Here is a 14,095-nt window from a genome sequence, read left to right as displayed (position 1 = left end):
GTTTCCGCAGCGCCGGCCGCACCGGAACGGACCGCCGCGGCGGCCGCCCGGATCTGCGGCGTCACCAGCATGACCTGCCCCAGCACGCCGTTGACGAACGCCGGCGAGTCGTCGGTGGACAGCTCCTTGGCCAGCTGCACGGCCTCGTCCACGGCGACCGGCTCCGGGACGTCGTCGGCGTACAGCAGCTCCCACACCGCGACCCGCAGGATGGCGCGATCGACGGCGGGCAGCCGGTCCAGCGTCCAGCCCTGCAGGTGCGAGCTGATCAGGTCATCGATGTGGGCGGCGTGCTCGCCGACCCCCCGGGCGGCCGCGACCGTGTACGGCTGCAGCGGCGCCACCTCCTTGTTCGCTGCCGCCAGTGCGGCGCGCGCGTCGACGACCTCGGCCGGGCCCAGCCCGCGGGCCTCGGCCTCGAACAACAGGTCGACGGCACGCTTGCGGGCCTGATGGCGCCCCCTGACGGGCCTGCTCACGCGTTGACGCGCCCCAAATAGCTGCCGTCGCGCGTGTCCACCTTCAGCTTGTCGCCGGTGTTGATGAACAGCGGCACCTGGATCTCCGCCCCGGTCTCCACGGTGGCCGGTTTGGTGCCGGCGCTGGATCGGTCGCCCTGCAGGCCCGGCTCGGTGTGGGTGACCTCCATCTCGACCGACACCGGCAGCTCGATGTACAGCGGGGCCCCGTTGTGGAACGCCACCTGTACCGGCAGGCCCTCGAGCAGGAACCGGGCGGCGTCACCGACCAGCGACTCCGGCAACGGGTGCTGCTCGTAGTCCTGGCTGTCCATGAACACGAAGTCCGAGCCGTCGCGGTACAGGTAGGTGGTGTCGCGCCGGTCGACGGTGGCGGTCTCCACCTTCACGCCGGCGTTGTACGTCTTGTCCACGACCTTGCCGGAAAGCACGTTCTTCAGCTTGGTGCGCACAAAGGCCGGGCCCTTACCGGGTTTGACGTGCTGGAACTCGACGATCTGCCAGAGCTGGCCGTCGATCACCAGTACCAGTCCGTTCTTGAAATCGGCGGTGCTTGCCACGGTTCGGTGTATCTCCTAGAGGATGGACAGTCGTTCGCGAACTGTCTGCGATTTGTCGGTCAGTCTAAGGCGCGACGCGGCCGACGCCTGCGCGTCGGGTGGCGGCGGGAAGGCCGCCTTAGGGGCCGGCCTCGGCCGACTCGCTCGGCGAAGGCCGCAGCGGCTTGATCATCGTCAGGAACGGGACGTTGAACTTTCTCCCGCCGGAAAACGGCACCGGGACGGGGAAATACAGGATGTCGATCTCCAGCCGCAGCTCCCGCAACGGCTGGGCGGACAACTCCCACCGAAAATCCCGTAGGCGCGCCAGGCGGCGTTCGATTGGCTCCACCCCGTTCACGCCACCCGACTTTACCCGCGGGCCGCGGTCCGCCAAACGGCGCGGTTCGCCTAGCTCAGGACAGCTAACTCCTTGGGGAACCTGGTCAGCAGTTCCGGTGCATGCCCGCGGTTTGCCGCTGCCTCGTCGGGCACGACCAGCGTGTCCTCGATGCGCACACCGCCGCGGCCCGGCAGGTAGACGCCCGGCTCGACGGTCACCACCGAACCCGCCAGCAAGGTCCCGGTGGAGGTGGCGCCGATTCCGGGCGCCTCGTGGATCTGCAACCCCACACCGTGCCCCAGACCGTGGCCGAACTGCTCGCCGTACCCCGCATCCACGATCAGCTGACGCGCCGCACCGTCGACATCGCGCAGGCTGGCACCGGGCCGCAGCGCCTCCCGGCCGGCCCGCTGCGCATCGGCGACCAGCTGATAGACCTCCCGCTGCCAGTCGGCGGCCTTCCCGAGCACGAAGGTGCGGGTCATGTCGGAGTGATAGCCGGCCACCAGGGCGCCGAAGTCGATCTTGACGAAATCGCCCGACGCCAGCGCCGCGTCGGTGGGGCGGTGATGCGGGATCGCCGAATTCGGGCCGGCGGCCACGATGGTCTCGAACGAGATCGCGTCGGCACCGTGGTCGAGCATCAGCGCCTCGAGCTCCCGGCTCACCTCACGCTCGGTTCGCCCGGGCCGCAGACCACCGCGCTCCACCAGGTCGGCGAGCGCGGCGTCGGCCGCCTCGCAGGCCAACCGCAGCAGCGCCACCTCGCCGTCGTCTTTGACCTCACGCAGCGCCTCGACGGTTCCGGCGGCCCGCACCAGCTCGGTGGCCGCCTTGCGCTCGCCGAGCTCGCTGGTCAGGACGTCGAAGGCGTCGACGGTCACCACGTTGCTTTCGAAGCCCAGCTTCCCGACGCCGTCGTCGGCGGCCCGGCCGACCAGGTAGCGCCCGAGGGCCCGTTCGATGGCGATCTCGAGGCCCGGGGCTTGCTCCGCGGCCTGGGTGCGATACCGGCCGTCGGTCGCCAGCACCGGGCCGCGATCGTCGGCGAAAACCAGCAACGCGCCGTTCGATCCGCTGAAGCCGGAGAGGTAGCGGACGTTGTTCAGGTCGCTGACCAGCATCGCGTCCAATCCGATGGCCCCGATTTGCGCTTTCAGGTGGTCCCGGCGCTGAGAATGTGTCACGACCCTTGACGGTACTCGCTACGCTGATTGCCCATGAGGTCCTGGATGCTGCGCGGATTGGTCTACGCCGCGGCGATGGTGGTTGTTCGCTTGTTCCAAGGTGCGCTGATCAACGCGTGGCAGACGCAGGCCGGGCTTTTCAGCGTGGTGCTGCTGCTTCTCTTCATCATCGGCGTGGCCGTATGGGGGGTATTCGACGGCCGGGCCGATGCGATCGCGAACCCGGACCCGGATCGGCGGCGCGATCTGGCGATGACGTGGCTGCTGGCCGGGCTGGTGGCCGGCGTGCTCAGCGGCGCCGTCTGCTGGCTGATCGCGCTGGCCTACAACGGTCTCTACACCGGCGGCCTGATCAACGAGCTGACCACGTTCGCGGCGTTTACCGCGCTGTGCGTGTTCCTGCCCGGGATCATCGGCGTCACCATCGGCCGCTGGCGGGTGGACCGGCAGTACGAGAAGGAGCCGGAGAAGCGTCACGGCCTCAGCGACAAGCAAGGGCGGGACAGCGACACGGACGTGTTCTCCGCGGTGCGTGGTGACGACACACCGACCGGAGAGATCCCCACGGCCGGAGCGCAGCACGAGGAGCGGACCGCGGCGGTCGCGACGGCCGAGCGTGAGGCACCCACCGAAGCGGTGGGCACCACGGCACGCGAGGCACCCACCGAAAGGTTCGCCAAGACCGAGTCCGAGCCCAAGACCGAGGTGATCCGCAAGGAGGGCGACGAGCCCCCCAAGCCGGAATCGCGCAAGGACTAGCTCTTGGCGGCTTCCGCCAGGTAGCGCAGGGCAAGCAGGTAGCCCTGCGTTCCCAGCCCGACGATTACCCCCGTCGCGACCGGGCTGAGGTAAGAGTGGCGCCGGAAGTCTTCGCGGGCATGCACATTGGAGATGTGCACCTCGATCAGAGGTGCGCGCAGCTCCGCGCACGCGTCGCGCAGCGCCACCGACGTGTGGGTCAAGCCGCCGGCGTTGAGGATCACCGGTTCGCCCGCGTCGGCAGCCGAATGGATCCAGTCCAGCAGTTGGGCTTCGTTGTCGCTTTGGCGCACAACGGCTTTCAGGCCGAGCTCGGCGGCCTCGCGCTCGATGAGCGCGGCCAGTTGGTCATGCGTGGTGTCGCCGTACACCTCGGGCTCGCGGCGGCCCAGCCGGCCCAGGTTCGGGCCATTGATGACGTTGACGGTGATGGTCATCGGGCCCCTTCTTCGTCGGACAATCCGGCGTACGCCGCCGCCAGCAGCGACGGGTCAGGCCCGGCCAGCCGGCCCGGCTTGGCCAGCCCGTCGAGCACCACGAACCTGAGCACCCCGGCGCGGGATTTCTTGTCCTGGGCCATGAATTCCAGCAGTTGCGGCAACGCGTCGGCGTCGTAGGCGACCGGCAGGCCGAGCGCCGTCAGGATGGTGCGATGGCGCTGAGCGGTCGCGTCGTCGAGCCGTCCGGCGAGCCTGGCCAGTTCCGCGGCGAAAACGAGGCCGACGGACACCGCGGCGCCGTGCCGCCACTCGTAGCGCTCCCTGCGCTCGATCGCATGCGCCAAAGTGTGGCCGTAGTTCAGGATTTCGCGCAGCTCCGACTCCTTCTCGTCGGCGGCGACGACCTGTGCCTTGACGGCGATCGAGCGCCGGATCAGCTCAGGCAGCACGTTACCCGTGGGGTCCACGGCGGCTTGCGGGTCGGCCTCGATGAGGTCGAGGATCACCGAGTCGGCGATGAAGCCGGCCTTGACCACCTCGGCCATCCCGGCGACGAGTTCGTTGTGCGGCAACGTTTCCAGGGTCGCCAGGTCGACCAGCACCGCCAGCGGCTGATGGAACGCGCCCACCAGATTCTTGCCCGCGTCGGTGTTGATGCCCGTCTTGCCGCCGACGGCCGCGTCGACCATGCCGAGCAGCGTGGTGGGAATGTGGACGATGTCGACGCCGCGCAGCCAGGTGGCCGCCGCGAACCCGGCGACGTCGGTGGCGGCGCCGCCGCCGAGGCTGACCAACGCGTCCTTGCGGTCAATCCCGATGTGGCCCAGCACTTCCCAGAGGAAGCCGACGACGGGCAGGTCCTTTCCCGCCTCGGCGTCCGGGATTTCGATGCGGTGCGCGTCAACGCCCTTGTCCGCCAGTCGACTTCGGATCGCTTCGGCGGTTTGCGTCAGCGCCGGTTGGTGCACGACGGCGACCCGGTGCCGGTCGCAGAGCAGTTCGACCAGCTGGTCGCCCAGGTCGGTGCCGATGATCACCGGGTAGGGCGGGTCGACGGCTACCTGCACGGTGACGGGCGCCGCGCGGGTCATGGGGCGGCCTCCGCGTGGGCGTTCTCGGGGGTCTGCAGCCTGGACACGATGTAGCGCACCACCGCCCCGGGGTTGCGGCGGTTGGTGTCGACGCGGATCGTCGACACGCGCCGGTACAGCGGGACCCGCTCGGCCATCAGCGCGCGGAACTTGTCGGCGCGGTCGGGGCCGGCGAGCAGCGGGCGCACGGCGCTGCCGCCGGTGCGCCGCACGCCCTCGCCGGCGCTGATCTCCAGGTAGATGACGGTGTGGCCGGCGAGCGCCTCGCAGACCCCCGGGCTGGTGACGGCCCCACCGCCGAGCGACACCACGCCGTCGTGGTCGGCCAGCGCGGCGCGCACGGCAGCCTCCTCGATGCGGCGGAACTCCTGCTCCCCCTCGGTGGCGAAGATGTCGGCGATGCTGCGGCCGGTCTGCTGCTCTATCGCCGCGTCGGTGTCGAGGAACCCGACGCCGAGCGCCTTGGCCAGGCGCCGCCCGATGGTGGACTTACCCGAGCCGGGCAACCCGACGAGTACGGCCCTGGGTGCCATCACGCGGTACCCCGGGCGGCCGGTGCTTCCCGGTCGGCGACCGCGCGCTGATACGCCTCGATGTTGCGGCGGGTTTCGGTGAGTGAATCGCCACCGAACTTCTCCAGCGCAGCCCGCGCCAGCACCAGCGCCACCATGGCCTCGACCACGACGCCTGCGGCCGGCACCGCGCACACGTCCGAGCGCTGGTGGATCGCGACGGCCTCGTCGCCGGTCGCCATGTCGACGGTGGCCAGCGCCCGCGGCACTGTGGAGATGGGTTTCATCGCGGCGCGCACCCGCAGCGGCTGCCCATTGGTCATGCCGCCCTCGAGCCCGCCCGCGCGGTTGGTCGAGCGGACCACGCCGTCGGGTCCGGGATACATCTCGTCGTGGGCGCGGCTGCCGCGGCGGCGCGCCGTTTCGAAGCCATCGCCGATCTCCACGCCCTTGATGGCCTGGATGCCCATCACCGCGGCGGCGAGCTGGCCGTCGAGCCGGTTGTCGCCGCTGGTGAATGAACCCAACCCCACCGGCAGGCCCACGGCCACCACCTCGACGACGCCGCCGAGGGTGTCGCCGTCCTTCTTGGCCGCCTCGATCTCGGCGATCATTGACTTCTGAGCCTCTTCGTCAAAAGCGCGCACCGGGCTGTCGTCGATCGCGGGCAGGTCCTCCGGCCGCGGCGGCGGGCCGTCGTAGGGTGCCGACGGACCGATCGCGATCACGTGCGAAAGCACTTCGACACCCAGCGCCTGGCGCAGGAAGGACCGCGCGACCGTGCCCACGGCCACGCGGGCGGCGGTCTCCCGCGCGCTGGCCCGTTCCAGCACCGGCCGGGCGTCCTCGAAGCCGTACTTGAGCATGCCCGCGTAGTCGGCATGGCCCGGCCGTGGCCGGGTGAGCGGTTCGTTGCGCGCCGAGTTTTCCAGGTCGGCGGCTCGCGCCGGGTCGACCGGGTCGGCGGCCATCACGGTCTCCCACTTGGGCCACTCGGTGTTGCCGATCTCGATGGCGATGGGGCCGCCCAGCGTGATGCCGTGGCGCACCCCGGACAGCACGGTCACGGCGTCGCGCTCGAATTTCATCCGCGCACCGCGGCCGTAACCGAGCCGGCGGCGGGCCAACTGGTCGCCGATATCGGTCGAATTGACCTCGACACCGGCGACCATGCCCTCGAGCATGGCCACCAACGCGCGGCCATGCGATTCCCCGGCGGTGATCCAACGCAACACCCGATCATCTTCCCATGTGCGCCCGGGCGCGCTTAAATCCGCGCGTGGCCGTCGGGCTCACACCAGCGCCAGGCCGATCGCGGCGGCGGTGGCCGCGCACATCGCGGGGCCGTGCGGCACCGACGCCGCGCCCGCGCCGCCAAGGAGCCGCTCGAGCAGGCCCCATGCCGCGGTCAGCACCGGCGCGCCCAGCGCCGCCAGGAACCACACCCCGACGCCGAAACAGCCGGCCAACGCCCCCAGGCCGATCGCGAGCTTGACGTCTCCGGCCCCCATCCCCGCCGGGGCCACCGAATGCACCAGCAGGTAGATCGCGGTCAAAGCCGTCGCCCCGGCGACGGCGGGCCAGCCCCGCCCGGTTGCGACGGACGCCAGCAGGATCACTCCGGCCCCGGGCAGCGTCAGCAGGTTCGGCAACCGGCGCTCGCGGACGTCGTAGCCGCTCAGCACCACCAGCCAGGCCAGCACCGCGACCGCCGCCGTCACCCGCATGCCGCGGGACGCTAGCCCAAGGCGGCGGCCATGGCCTCTCGCGGCGCCGGCAGGCCTGTGAATAGCTCGACCTGGGTGAACGCCTGATGTAACAGCATCTGCAGGCCGCTGATCACGCGGCCGCCGGCGGCGGCCACCGCGGCGGCCAGCGGCGTGGGCCACGGGTCGTAGACGGCGTCGAGCAGCACCGGGATGGCCGCGAAGGTGTCCGCATACCGCGCCCCGACCTCCGCGGGGATCGTGCTGACCAGCACCTCGGCGGCCGCCACCGCGGTGGGCAGCTCGTCGCTGTCCAGACCCACGAACCGCGTCGGCACCCCGATTCCCGTGCCGAGATCCACCAGCCGGCCGGCCTTGTCCGGATTGCGCGCGACGACCGTGATGGCGGTGACGCCCAGCTGGGCCAGCCCCAGCACGGCTGCCGGCGCGGTCCCACCCGACCCGCACACCAGCGCCGGCCCATCCGCCGAACCCAGCGCCCCGCTCACGCCGTCGATGTCGGTGTTGTCGGCCCGCCAGCCCGCCGACGTGCGGACCAGGGTGTTGGCCGACCCCACCCGCTCGGCGCGTTCGGTGCGCTCGTCGGCGAATTGCAGCGCGGCGAACTTGCCGGGCATGGTCACCGACACCCCCACCCACTCGGGCCCGAACCCGCCGACCACCGCGGGCAACTGCTCGGCGTCGCACTCGATGCGCTCGTAGGTCCAGTCGGTCAGGCCCAGCGCCCGGTAGGCGGCCAGGTGCAGTTGCGGGGACTTCGAGTGGGCGATCGGCTTGCCGAGCACCGCCGCTTTTCGGGCGGCGCCGTCAGCGCGCGCTGTCGAGGACACCGTTGCGCTTAGCCAGCTCGATGTTGGCCAGATGCTGCTGATAATCCTTGGTGAACAGCGTCGTCCCCTGGGCGTCGATGGTGACGAAGTACAACCAGTCACCGGGCTCGGGATGCTCGGCGGCGTGCAGGGCGTCGACCCCGGGCGAACAGATCGCGGTCGCCGGCAGCCCCTGCGACACGTAGGTGTTCCACGGCGTCTTCTGGGCGCGGTCGGCGTCGGTGGTGGCCACTTCCCGGCGGTCCAGGGGGTAGTTGACCGTCGAGTCGAATTCCAGCGTGTGGTGAGCGTGCAGGCGGTTGTAGATGACCTGCGCGACCTTCGCGAAGTCCTGCGACTTCGATTCCTGCTCCACCAGCGACGCCACCACCAGGATGTCGTAGGGCGACAGGCCCATCGCCTGGGCGGTGTCCACCAAGCCCGACTTCATGTACTCCACGGCGCCGGCGCTGATCAGGCCGGACAGGATCGTCTCGGCCGACGTGGAGGGGTCGACATTGAAGGTTCCGGGCGCGATCAGCCCCTCGATCCGGCGATGATCCTTGCCGAGCTCGCTGAACGGCTCGATGGCCCACGGCGGCACCGCCAGCGCCGCGGGCGTGCTGTTGGTCGCCGCCGCCCGCAGCTCCTCCACCGCGACGCAGTGCTGATTGCCGTCCAGGGTCACGCAGGTGGCGCGGGAGATCAGCGTCAGGATGCCCGGGGTCACCTTGTTGGTCTTCATGTCGGTGGTGTCGTCGAGTTGACGGCCCTCCGGGATGACCAGCCGGCCTACCCGGCTGTTCGGGTCGGCCAGCCGCTCGACGGCGTTGGCCGCCGGGATCTCGGTGCGCATCCGGTAAAAGCCGGGTTGGATCGACGAGATCTTGGTGTTGCCGTGCGCGGCGTTGACGAATGCCCGGACGGTCTTGGTCACCCGCTCGTGCTGCAGCGTCTCCCCGACCATCGTGGTCGAGTCACCGTCCTTGATCTGAATCACGATGTCGCGCTTGCCGTTTCCGGTGTAGTCGTCGCCGGCCCCGAACATCGTGTGCCACAGCTTGGCGCCGACGAAGACTCCCACCAGCAAGACGACGGCTACGACCGCGAGCACGATCTTGCCGGCGAACCGCCGCCGGCGACGCCCCCGCTCGGCCCGATTCCGCGCGACGCGGCTGCGTTTGCGCGAAGGACCGACCGCCTCGGGCTCGGCCCGTTCACGCCGTGCGCTGTCAACCATCAGTGGGCTCCCCCGCCGTCGGGGTGGCTCGGCGTTGGTCGAGCCAGCTCTGCAGGATGGCGACCGCGGCCGCCTGGTCGATCACGGCCCGTTGCTCCCTGGCGCGGACGCCCGCCGCGCGCAGCGACCGCTGCGCGCTGACGGTGGTCAGGCGCTCGTCGGCCAGCCGCACCGGCGTGGGGGCGATCCGCTGGGCCAGCGCGTCGGCCAGCTCCATCGCGTCGACCGCCGACGGACCCGTGCGGTCGGCGAGCGTGCGCGGCAGCCCGACGACCACCTCGACCGCCCCGAGCTCCGCGGCCAGCTCGGCCAGCCGCCGCACGTGTTTGCCGGAGCGGTCCCGGCGCACCGTTTCCACCGGCGTGGCCAGGATGCCGTCGGGGTCGCTGCAGGCGACGCCGATGCGCACGCTGCCGACGTCGACGCCGAGGCTCCTCCCGGGTCGGGACCGCCGACCCGGATTATCCTGGTCAGGGTCGCCGGGCCGGTCGGGCAAGCGATGCTGTGCGGGGACCACTCAACCGACCCGCGCTATCTCGGAGCGGACCGCCTCGAGGGCCGCGTCGATGCGGGTCGGGTCCTTTCCGGAACCCTGCGCCAGGTCCGGCTTGCCCCCGCCGCGGCCGTCGACGGTCGCGGCCAGTTGCTTGATCAGGTCGTTGGCGCGGATCCCGAGGTCTTGAGCGGCCGGGTTCGCGGCGATCGCGTACGGCACGGTGCCGCCCTCCCCCTCCGCGATCAGCGCCACCACCGCGGGGTCGCTGCCCAGCTTGCCGCGAATGTCGCCGACCAGGGAACGCAGGTCGCCTGCCGTCATGCCGGCGGACATCCGTTGGGCCACCACACGGACGTTACCGATACGCTCGGCGCCTGCCGCGGCGTTGGTCGCGGCGGCGCGCGCCCCGGCCAACCGCGCGCGTTCGAGCTCCTTCTCGGCGGCCTTGAGCCGCTCCACCAGGCCGGCCACCCGGTTGGGCACCTCGTCGGACGGCACCTTCAGCGACGAGGCCAGCCCCGCCATCAGCGCGCGCTCCTTCGCCAGGTGGCGGAAGGAGTCCAGCCCGACGTAGGCCTCCACCCGGCGGACCCCGGAACCGACCGACGATTCGCCCAGGATGGTCACCGGCCCGATCTGCGCCGAGTTGTGCACGTGGGTTCCACCGCAGAGTTCCAGCGAGAACGGCCCGCCGATCTCGACCACCCGCACCTGTTCGGGGTAGCTCTCGCCGAACAGCGCGACCGCCCCCATGGCCTTTGCCTTCTCCAGTTGCTCGGTGAAGGTGTGCACCTCGAAGTCGGCCTGCACGGCCTCGTTGGTGACCTCTTCGATCTGGGTGCGCTGCTCGTCGGACAGTGGCCCTTGCCAGTTGAAGTCGAAGCGCAGGTAGCCGGGACGGTTCAGCGACCCAGCCTGAACGGCGTTGGGGCCCAGCACTTGTCGCAGCGCGGCATGCACCATGTGGGTGCCCGAGTGGCCCTGGGTGGCGCCCCGGCGCCATTCCGGGTCGACCGCCGCCACCACGGTGTCGCCCTCCACGAATTCCCCGGACTCGACGTTGACCCGGTGCACCCACAGAGTTTTGGCGATCTTCTGCACGTCGGTGACCGCCGCACGGGCACATTCGCCGGCCCCGGTCCCGCTGATGGTGCCCTCGTCCGCGATCTGCCCGCCGGATTCGGCGTAGAGCGGGGTGCGGTCCAGCACGAGTTCGACCTGATGCGCGCCAGCCCCCTCCATTTGCGAGCCGTGGGTGACCACCGGCACCCGCTTCCCGTCGACGAAGATGCCCAGAATCCTTGCCTCGGAAGCCAGTTCGTCGAAGCCGGTGAATTCGGTGGGCCCGGCGTCTACCAGCTCGCGGTAGGCGCTCAGGTCGGCGTGCGCGTGCTTGCGGGCTGCGGCGTCCGCCTTGGCCCGGCGGCGCTGTTCGGCCATCAGTTCCCGGAAGCCGATTTCGTCGACCTGCAGGCCGGCCTCGGAAGCCATCTCCAGGGTCAGCTCGATCGGGAAACCGTAGGTGTCGTGCAGCGTGAAGGCGTCCGAGCCGGAAATCGCCTTGGCCCCGGTGGCTTTGGTGGTGCCGGCCACCTCGTCGAACAGCTTGGAGCCGGCCACCAGCGTCCGGTTGAACGCGGTCTCCTCGGCGACGGCGATGCGCCTGATCCGGTCGAAATCGGCGACCAGTTCGGGATACGACGGGCCCATCGCGTCGCGCACGGTGGCCATCAGCTCACCCACGATCGGGCCTTCGATGTCGAGCAGCTTGGCCGACCGGACCACCCGGCGCAGCAGGCGGCGCAGCACGTACCCGCGCCCGTCGTTGCCGGGAGTGACACCGTCGCCGATCAGGATCGCCGCGGTGCGGCTGTGGTCGGCGATGACCCGGTAACGCACGTCGTCCTCGTGGTTGCCGGCGTCATAGCCGCGCGGCGCGCGGGCGGCCGCGGCATCGATCACCGGCCGCAACAGGTCGGTCTCGTAGACGTTGTGCACGCCCTGCAGGACGAACGCCACCCGCTCGACGCCCATGCCGGTGTCGATGTTCTTGCGCGGCAACGGCCCCAGGATCTCGAAGTCGGTCTTGCCGGTGCCCTCGCCGCGCTCGCTCTGCATGAACACCAGATTCCACAGCTCGACGTAGCGGTCCTCGTTGGCCACCGGTCCGCCGCCGACGCCGAACTCCTCGCCCCGGTCGTAATAGATCTCCGACGACGGGCCGCACGGCCCCGGGATCCCCATGGACCAGTAGTTGTCTTCCATGCCCCGGCGCTGGATCCGCTCGGCCGGCAGCCCAGCGATCTCCTGCCACAGCTGCACGGCCTCGTCGTCATCGAAATAGACCGTCGTCCAAATTCTTTCGGGGTTCAGCCCGTAGCCGCCCTCGGAAACGGGGTTGGTCAGCAGCGTCCACGCCAGCTCGATGGCGCGGCGCTTGAAGTAGTCACCGAACGAGAAGTTGCCGGCCATCTGGAAGAAGGTGTTGTGCCGGGTGGTGATGCCCACCTCGTCGATGTCCGGCGTGCGGATGCACTTCTGAATGCTGGTGGCCGTCGAGTACGGCGGTGTGCGCGCGCCCAGGAAGTACGGCACGAACTGGACCATGCCCGCGTTGACGAACAGCAGGTTGGGGTCGTCGAGGATCACCGATGCGCTCGGCACCTCGGTGTGGCCCGCCTTCACGAAGTGATCAAGAAACCTCTTCCTGATCTCGTGTGTCTGCACTTCTGGTCCGCTTCTTCCCTGTTGCTTTTCTGCGTGTTGCTTTTCTGCGTGTTGGTTTTCTGCGTGGACGTCTATTCCAGCGTATTCGCCGGAATTGCTGGCTACCGGGCCGCTAACCCTCCAGGAAGCTCAGCCGCACCGAGCGTTGCGGGTTGTCCCGATTCAGGTCGACCAGCACGATGCTTTGCCACGTGCCCAGCATCGGCTCGCCACCGGAGACCGGCACCGTCACCGACGGCGCGACCAGCGCCGGCATCACGTGGTCGGCGCCGTGGCCCGGGGAGCCGTGCGAGTGCCGGTAACGGTCGTCGCGCGGCAGCAGCCGTTCCAGCGCGTCGAGCAAGTCGTCATCGGAGCCCGCCCCGGTCTCGATGATGGCGACACCGGCCGTCGCGTGCGGGACGAAGACGTTGCACAAGCCGTCGCCCCGCGACCAGCAGAAGCCCCGCACCGCCTCGGTCAGATCGACGATGCGGCGCCGGGAGGTGTCCACGTCCAGCACGTCGGTATGCATCCGGACCAGCCTACGGCGACCCGGCTGCGACCAGCCAATCGTTTGTGAGCGCGACCACATTTGGCATTGCGGCACGCAACGGGCAGGAGGAAGGTAACTGGTGGGACCGGTGGCGCCACCGGGGCGCTGCCCCGAGAGAAGAGGGGTCGGCCGTGTACGCACGCTCCACCACCATCCAGGCGCAACCCTTATCGGTCGACATCGGCATCGCGCACGTCCGCGACGTCGTCATGCCGGCGCTCACGGAGATCGACGGGTGTCTCGGACTGTCGCTGTTGGTCGACCGGCAGTCCGGAACCTGCATCGCCACTAGCTCGTGGGACAGCATCGACGCGATGCGCGCCAGCGCCGAACGGGTCGCCCCGATTCGCGACCAGGCCGCGCTGATGTTCGACGGCAGCGCGCGGGTCGAGGAGTGGGACATCGCTTCGCTGCACCGCGACCACCCGTCGGGTCAGGGGGCCTGCGTGCGGGCCACCTGGCTCAAGGTGGTGCCCGATCAGCTCAGCCGATCCCTGGACTTCTACCGGATGTCGGTGCTGCCGGAGATGGAGGACCTCGACGGGTTCTGCAGCGCCAGCCTGCTGGTCGACCATCCCGCGTGCCGGCGGGCGGTGTCCTGCTCGACGTTCGACTCGATGGACGCCATGGCCCGCAATCGCGACCGGGCCACCGAGCTGCGCAGCCGGCGCGTCCGCGAGCTGGGCGCCGAGGTCGTGGACGTGGCCGAGTTCGAGCTGGCGATCGCCCACCTGCGGGTGCCCGAGCTGGTTTAGCCGTCTCTTCCGCCGAACGTCAGGCCAGCGTGACGGCGGCCGTCGAATGTCACGCCAGCGTGACGCGCCTACGGCAGCGCGTCGCCCGGGAACCCGCGGCAGGGGTGCACCTCGAAGGTGAAGACGCCGGTCGCCACGCCGGGGTCGTCGGCCATGATGGCGGCGGTGTCGTCGACGGTGGCCGCGAACACGGCGATCCCGCACACGTCGGAGCCGTCGGTGACCGGCAACACCACGGCCAGGACGCCGTCGTCGCGCAGCCCGAAATTGCGCCGCCCGTGCTCCCAGACGGTCCCCGGGGTGGTGTCGTCGCCGAAGCGCGGCCCCTGCTTGAGGATGACGACGCTGTAGGGCTTGGTGGTGGCCAGCAGCCGGCCCATCTCCTCGTCGGTGAAAGTCTTCATGGCCGTCCCCGCTTCCTGCGGATGATCGCCCGCAGCCGTTCCAGCCGCCCGG

The 14,095-nt window shown here is 70.2% G+C and carries 17 protein-coding genes; 2 read left to right on the top strand and 15 right to left on the bottom strand.

Annotation, left to right across the window (positions count from 1 at the left end):
• The 4 genes from nusB to A5678_RS20580 all read right to left on the bottom strand — a co-directional run.
• Window positions 1-479 (bottom strand): transcription antitermination factor NusB (gene nusB, locus A5678_RS20595; protein WP_068045993.1); only part of this gene is annotated, 479 nt, incomplete at its 3' end.
• The gene (gene efp, locus A5678_RS20590) at window positions 476-1,039 is read right to left on the bottom strand and encodes an elongation factor P (protein WP_007171952.1); all 564 of its coding nucleotides are present in this window, start codon (window positions 1,037-1,039) and stop codon (window positions 476-478) included. The genes nusB and efp, both read right to left, overlap by 4 nt.
• Before the next feature lie 118 nt (window positions 1,040-1,157).
• Window positions 1,158-1,379, bottom strand: coding sequence for a hypothetical protein (locus A5678_RS20585; RefSeq protein ID WP_068045990.1), 222 nt, complete (start codon window positions 1,377-1,379; stop codon window positions 1,158-1,160).
• A 50-nt stretch (window positions 1,380-1,429) separates the two neighbouring features.
• Complete coding sequence (locus A5678_RS20580) at window positions 1,430-2,548, bottom strand: Xaa-Pro peptidase family protein (protein ID WP_068045987.1); 1,119 nt, start codon at window positions 2,546-2,548, stop codon at window positions 1,430-1,432.
• A 33-nt stretch (window positions 2,549-2,581) separates the two neighbouring features.
• On the opposite strand from A5678_RS20580, the gene A5678_RS20575 reads away from it, so the two are divergent.
• Entirely contained in the window at window positions 2,582-3,307 is a 726-nt protein-coding gene (locus tag A5678_RS20575) for a B-4DMT family transporter (protein WP_068045984.1), read from the top strand.
• Here the strand turns inward: A5678_RS20575 and aroQ are convergent.
• The 10 genes from aroQ to A5678_RS20525 form a co-directional block, all read right to left on the bottom strand.
• Window positions 3,304-3,744 carry a type II 3-dehydroquinate dehydratase gene (gene aroQ / locus A5678_RS20570; RefSeq protein ID WP_068045982.1) on the bottom strand — a complete coding sequence of 147 codons (441 nt, stop codon included), beginning with the start codon at window positions 3,742-3,744 and terminating at the stop codon, window positions 3,304-3,306. The genes A5678_RS20575 and aroQ overlap by 4 nt on opposite strands.
• Entirely contained in the window at window positions 3,741-4,838 is a 1,098-nt protein-coding gene (gene aroB, locus A5678_RS20565) for a 3-dehydroquinate synthase (protein ID WP_068045980.1), read from the bottom strand. Before aroB ends, aroQ begins: the two co-directional genes overlap by 4 nt.
• Entirely contained in the window at window positions 4,835-5,371 is a 537-nt protein-coding gene (locus tag A5678_RS20560; protein WP_068045978.1) for a shikimate kinase, read from the bottom strand. Before A5678_RS20560 ends, aroB begins: the two co-directional genes overlap by 4 nt.
• Complete coding sequence (gene aroC / locus A5678_RS20555) at window positions 5,371-6,585, bottom strand: chorismate synthase (protein ID WP_068045975.1); 1,215 nt, start codon at window positions 6,583-6,585, stop codon at window positions 5,371-5,373. The genes A5678_RS20560 and aroC overlap by 1 nt, the downstream gene beginning before the upstream one ends.
• A gap of 57 nt (window positions 6,586-6,642) precedes the next feature.
• Window positions 6,643-7,077 (bottom strand): A24 family peptidase, encoded by a 435-nt coding sequence (locus tag A5678_RS20550; RefSeq protein ID WP_068045971.1) that lies wholly within the window; start codon window positions 7,075-7,077, stop codon window positions 6,643-6,645.
• A gap of 11 nt (window positions 7,078-7,088) precedes the next feature.
• Window positions 7,089-7,907 (bottom strand): shikimate dehydrogenase, encoded by an 819-nt coding sequence (locus A5678_RS20545; RefSeq protein WP_068045969.1) that lies wholly within the window; start codon window positions 7,905-7,907, stop codon window positions 7,089-7,091.
• Entirely contained in the window at window positions 7,885-9,126 is a 1,242-nt protein-coding gene (gene mltG / locus A5678_RS20540; protein WP_068045966.1) for an endolytic transglycosylase MltG, read from the bottom strand. Before mltG ends, A5678_RS20545 begins: the two co-directional genes overlap by 23 nt.
• Window positions 9,119-9,643 carry a Holliday junction resolvase RuvX gene (gene ruvX / locus A5678_RS20535; protein WP_068045964.1) on the bottom strand — a complete coding sequence of 175 codons (525 nt, stop codon included), beginning with the start codon at window positions 9,641-9,643 and terminating at the stop codon, window positions 9,119-9,121. Before ruvX ends, mltG begins: the two co-directional genes overlap by 8 nt.
• Window positions 9,644-12,349 carry an alanine--tRNA ligase gene (gene alaS / locus A5678_RS20530; protein WP_068045961.1) on the bottom strand — a complete coding sequence of 902 codons (2,706 nt, stop codon included), beginning with the start codon at window positions 12,347-12,349 and terminating at the stop codon, window positions 9,644-9,646. It lies immediately after the preceding gene.
• A 112-nt stretch (window positions 12,350-12,461) separates the two neighbouring features.
• Complete coding sequence (locus A5678_RS20525) at window positions 12,462-12,851, bottom strand: secondary thiamine-phosphate synthase enzyme YjbQ (protein ID WP_197502206.1); 390 nt, start codon at window positions 12,849-12,851, stop codon at window positions 12,462-12,464.
• 164 nt (window positions 12,852-13,015) lie between these two features.
• Here A5678_RS20525 and A5678_RS20520 point away from each other — a divergent pair, with 164 nt between their 5' ends.
• Window positions 13,016-13,639 (top strand): hypothetical protein, encoded by a 624-nt coding sequence (locus A5678_RS20520; protein WP_068045953.1) that lies wholly within the window; start codon window positions 13,016-13,018, stop codon window positions 13,637-13,639.
• A 68-nt stretch (window positions 13,640-13,707) separates the two neighbouring features.
• Here A5678_RS20520 and A5678_RS20515 read toward each other — a convergent pair whose 3' ends face one another.
• Window positions 13,708-14,043, bottom strand: a complete 336-nt coding sequence (locus tag A5678_RS20515; protein WP_068045949.1) for a hypothetical protein — start codon at window positions 14,041-14,043, stop codon at window positions 13,708-13,710.
• Between the last annotated feature and the right edge of the window lie 52 nt (window positions 14,044-14,095).

This window comes from Mycobacterium sp. E2733 (assembly GCF_001667585.1).
In the GTDB taxonomy this organism is placed as follows: Bacteria; Actinomycetota; Actinomycetes; order Mycobacteriales; family Mycobacteriaceae; genus Mycobacterium.
The sequence above is the reverse complement of the archived record's forward strand: the minus strand, read 5'-3'. Positions and strand labels throughout refer to the sequence as shown.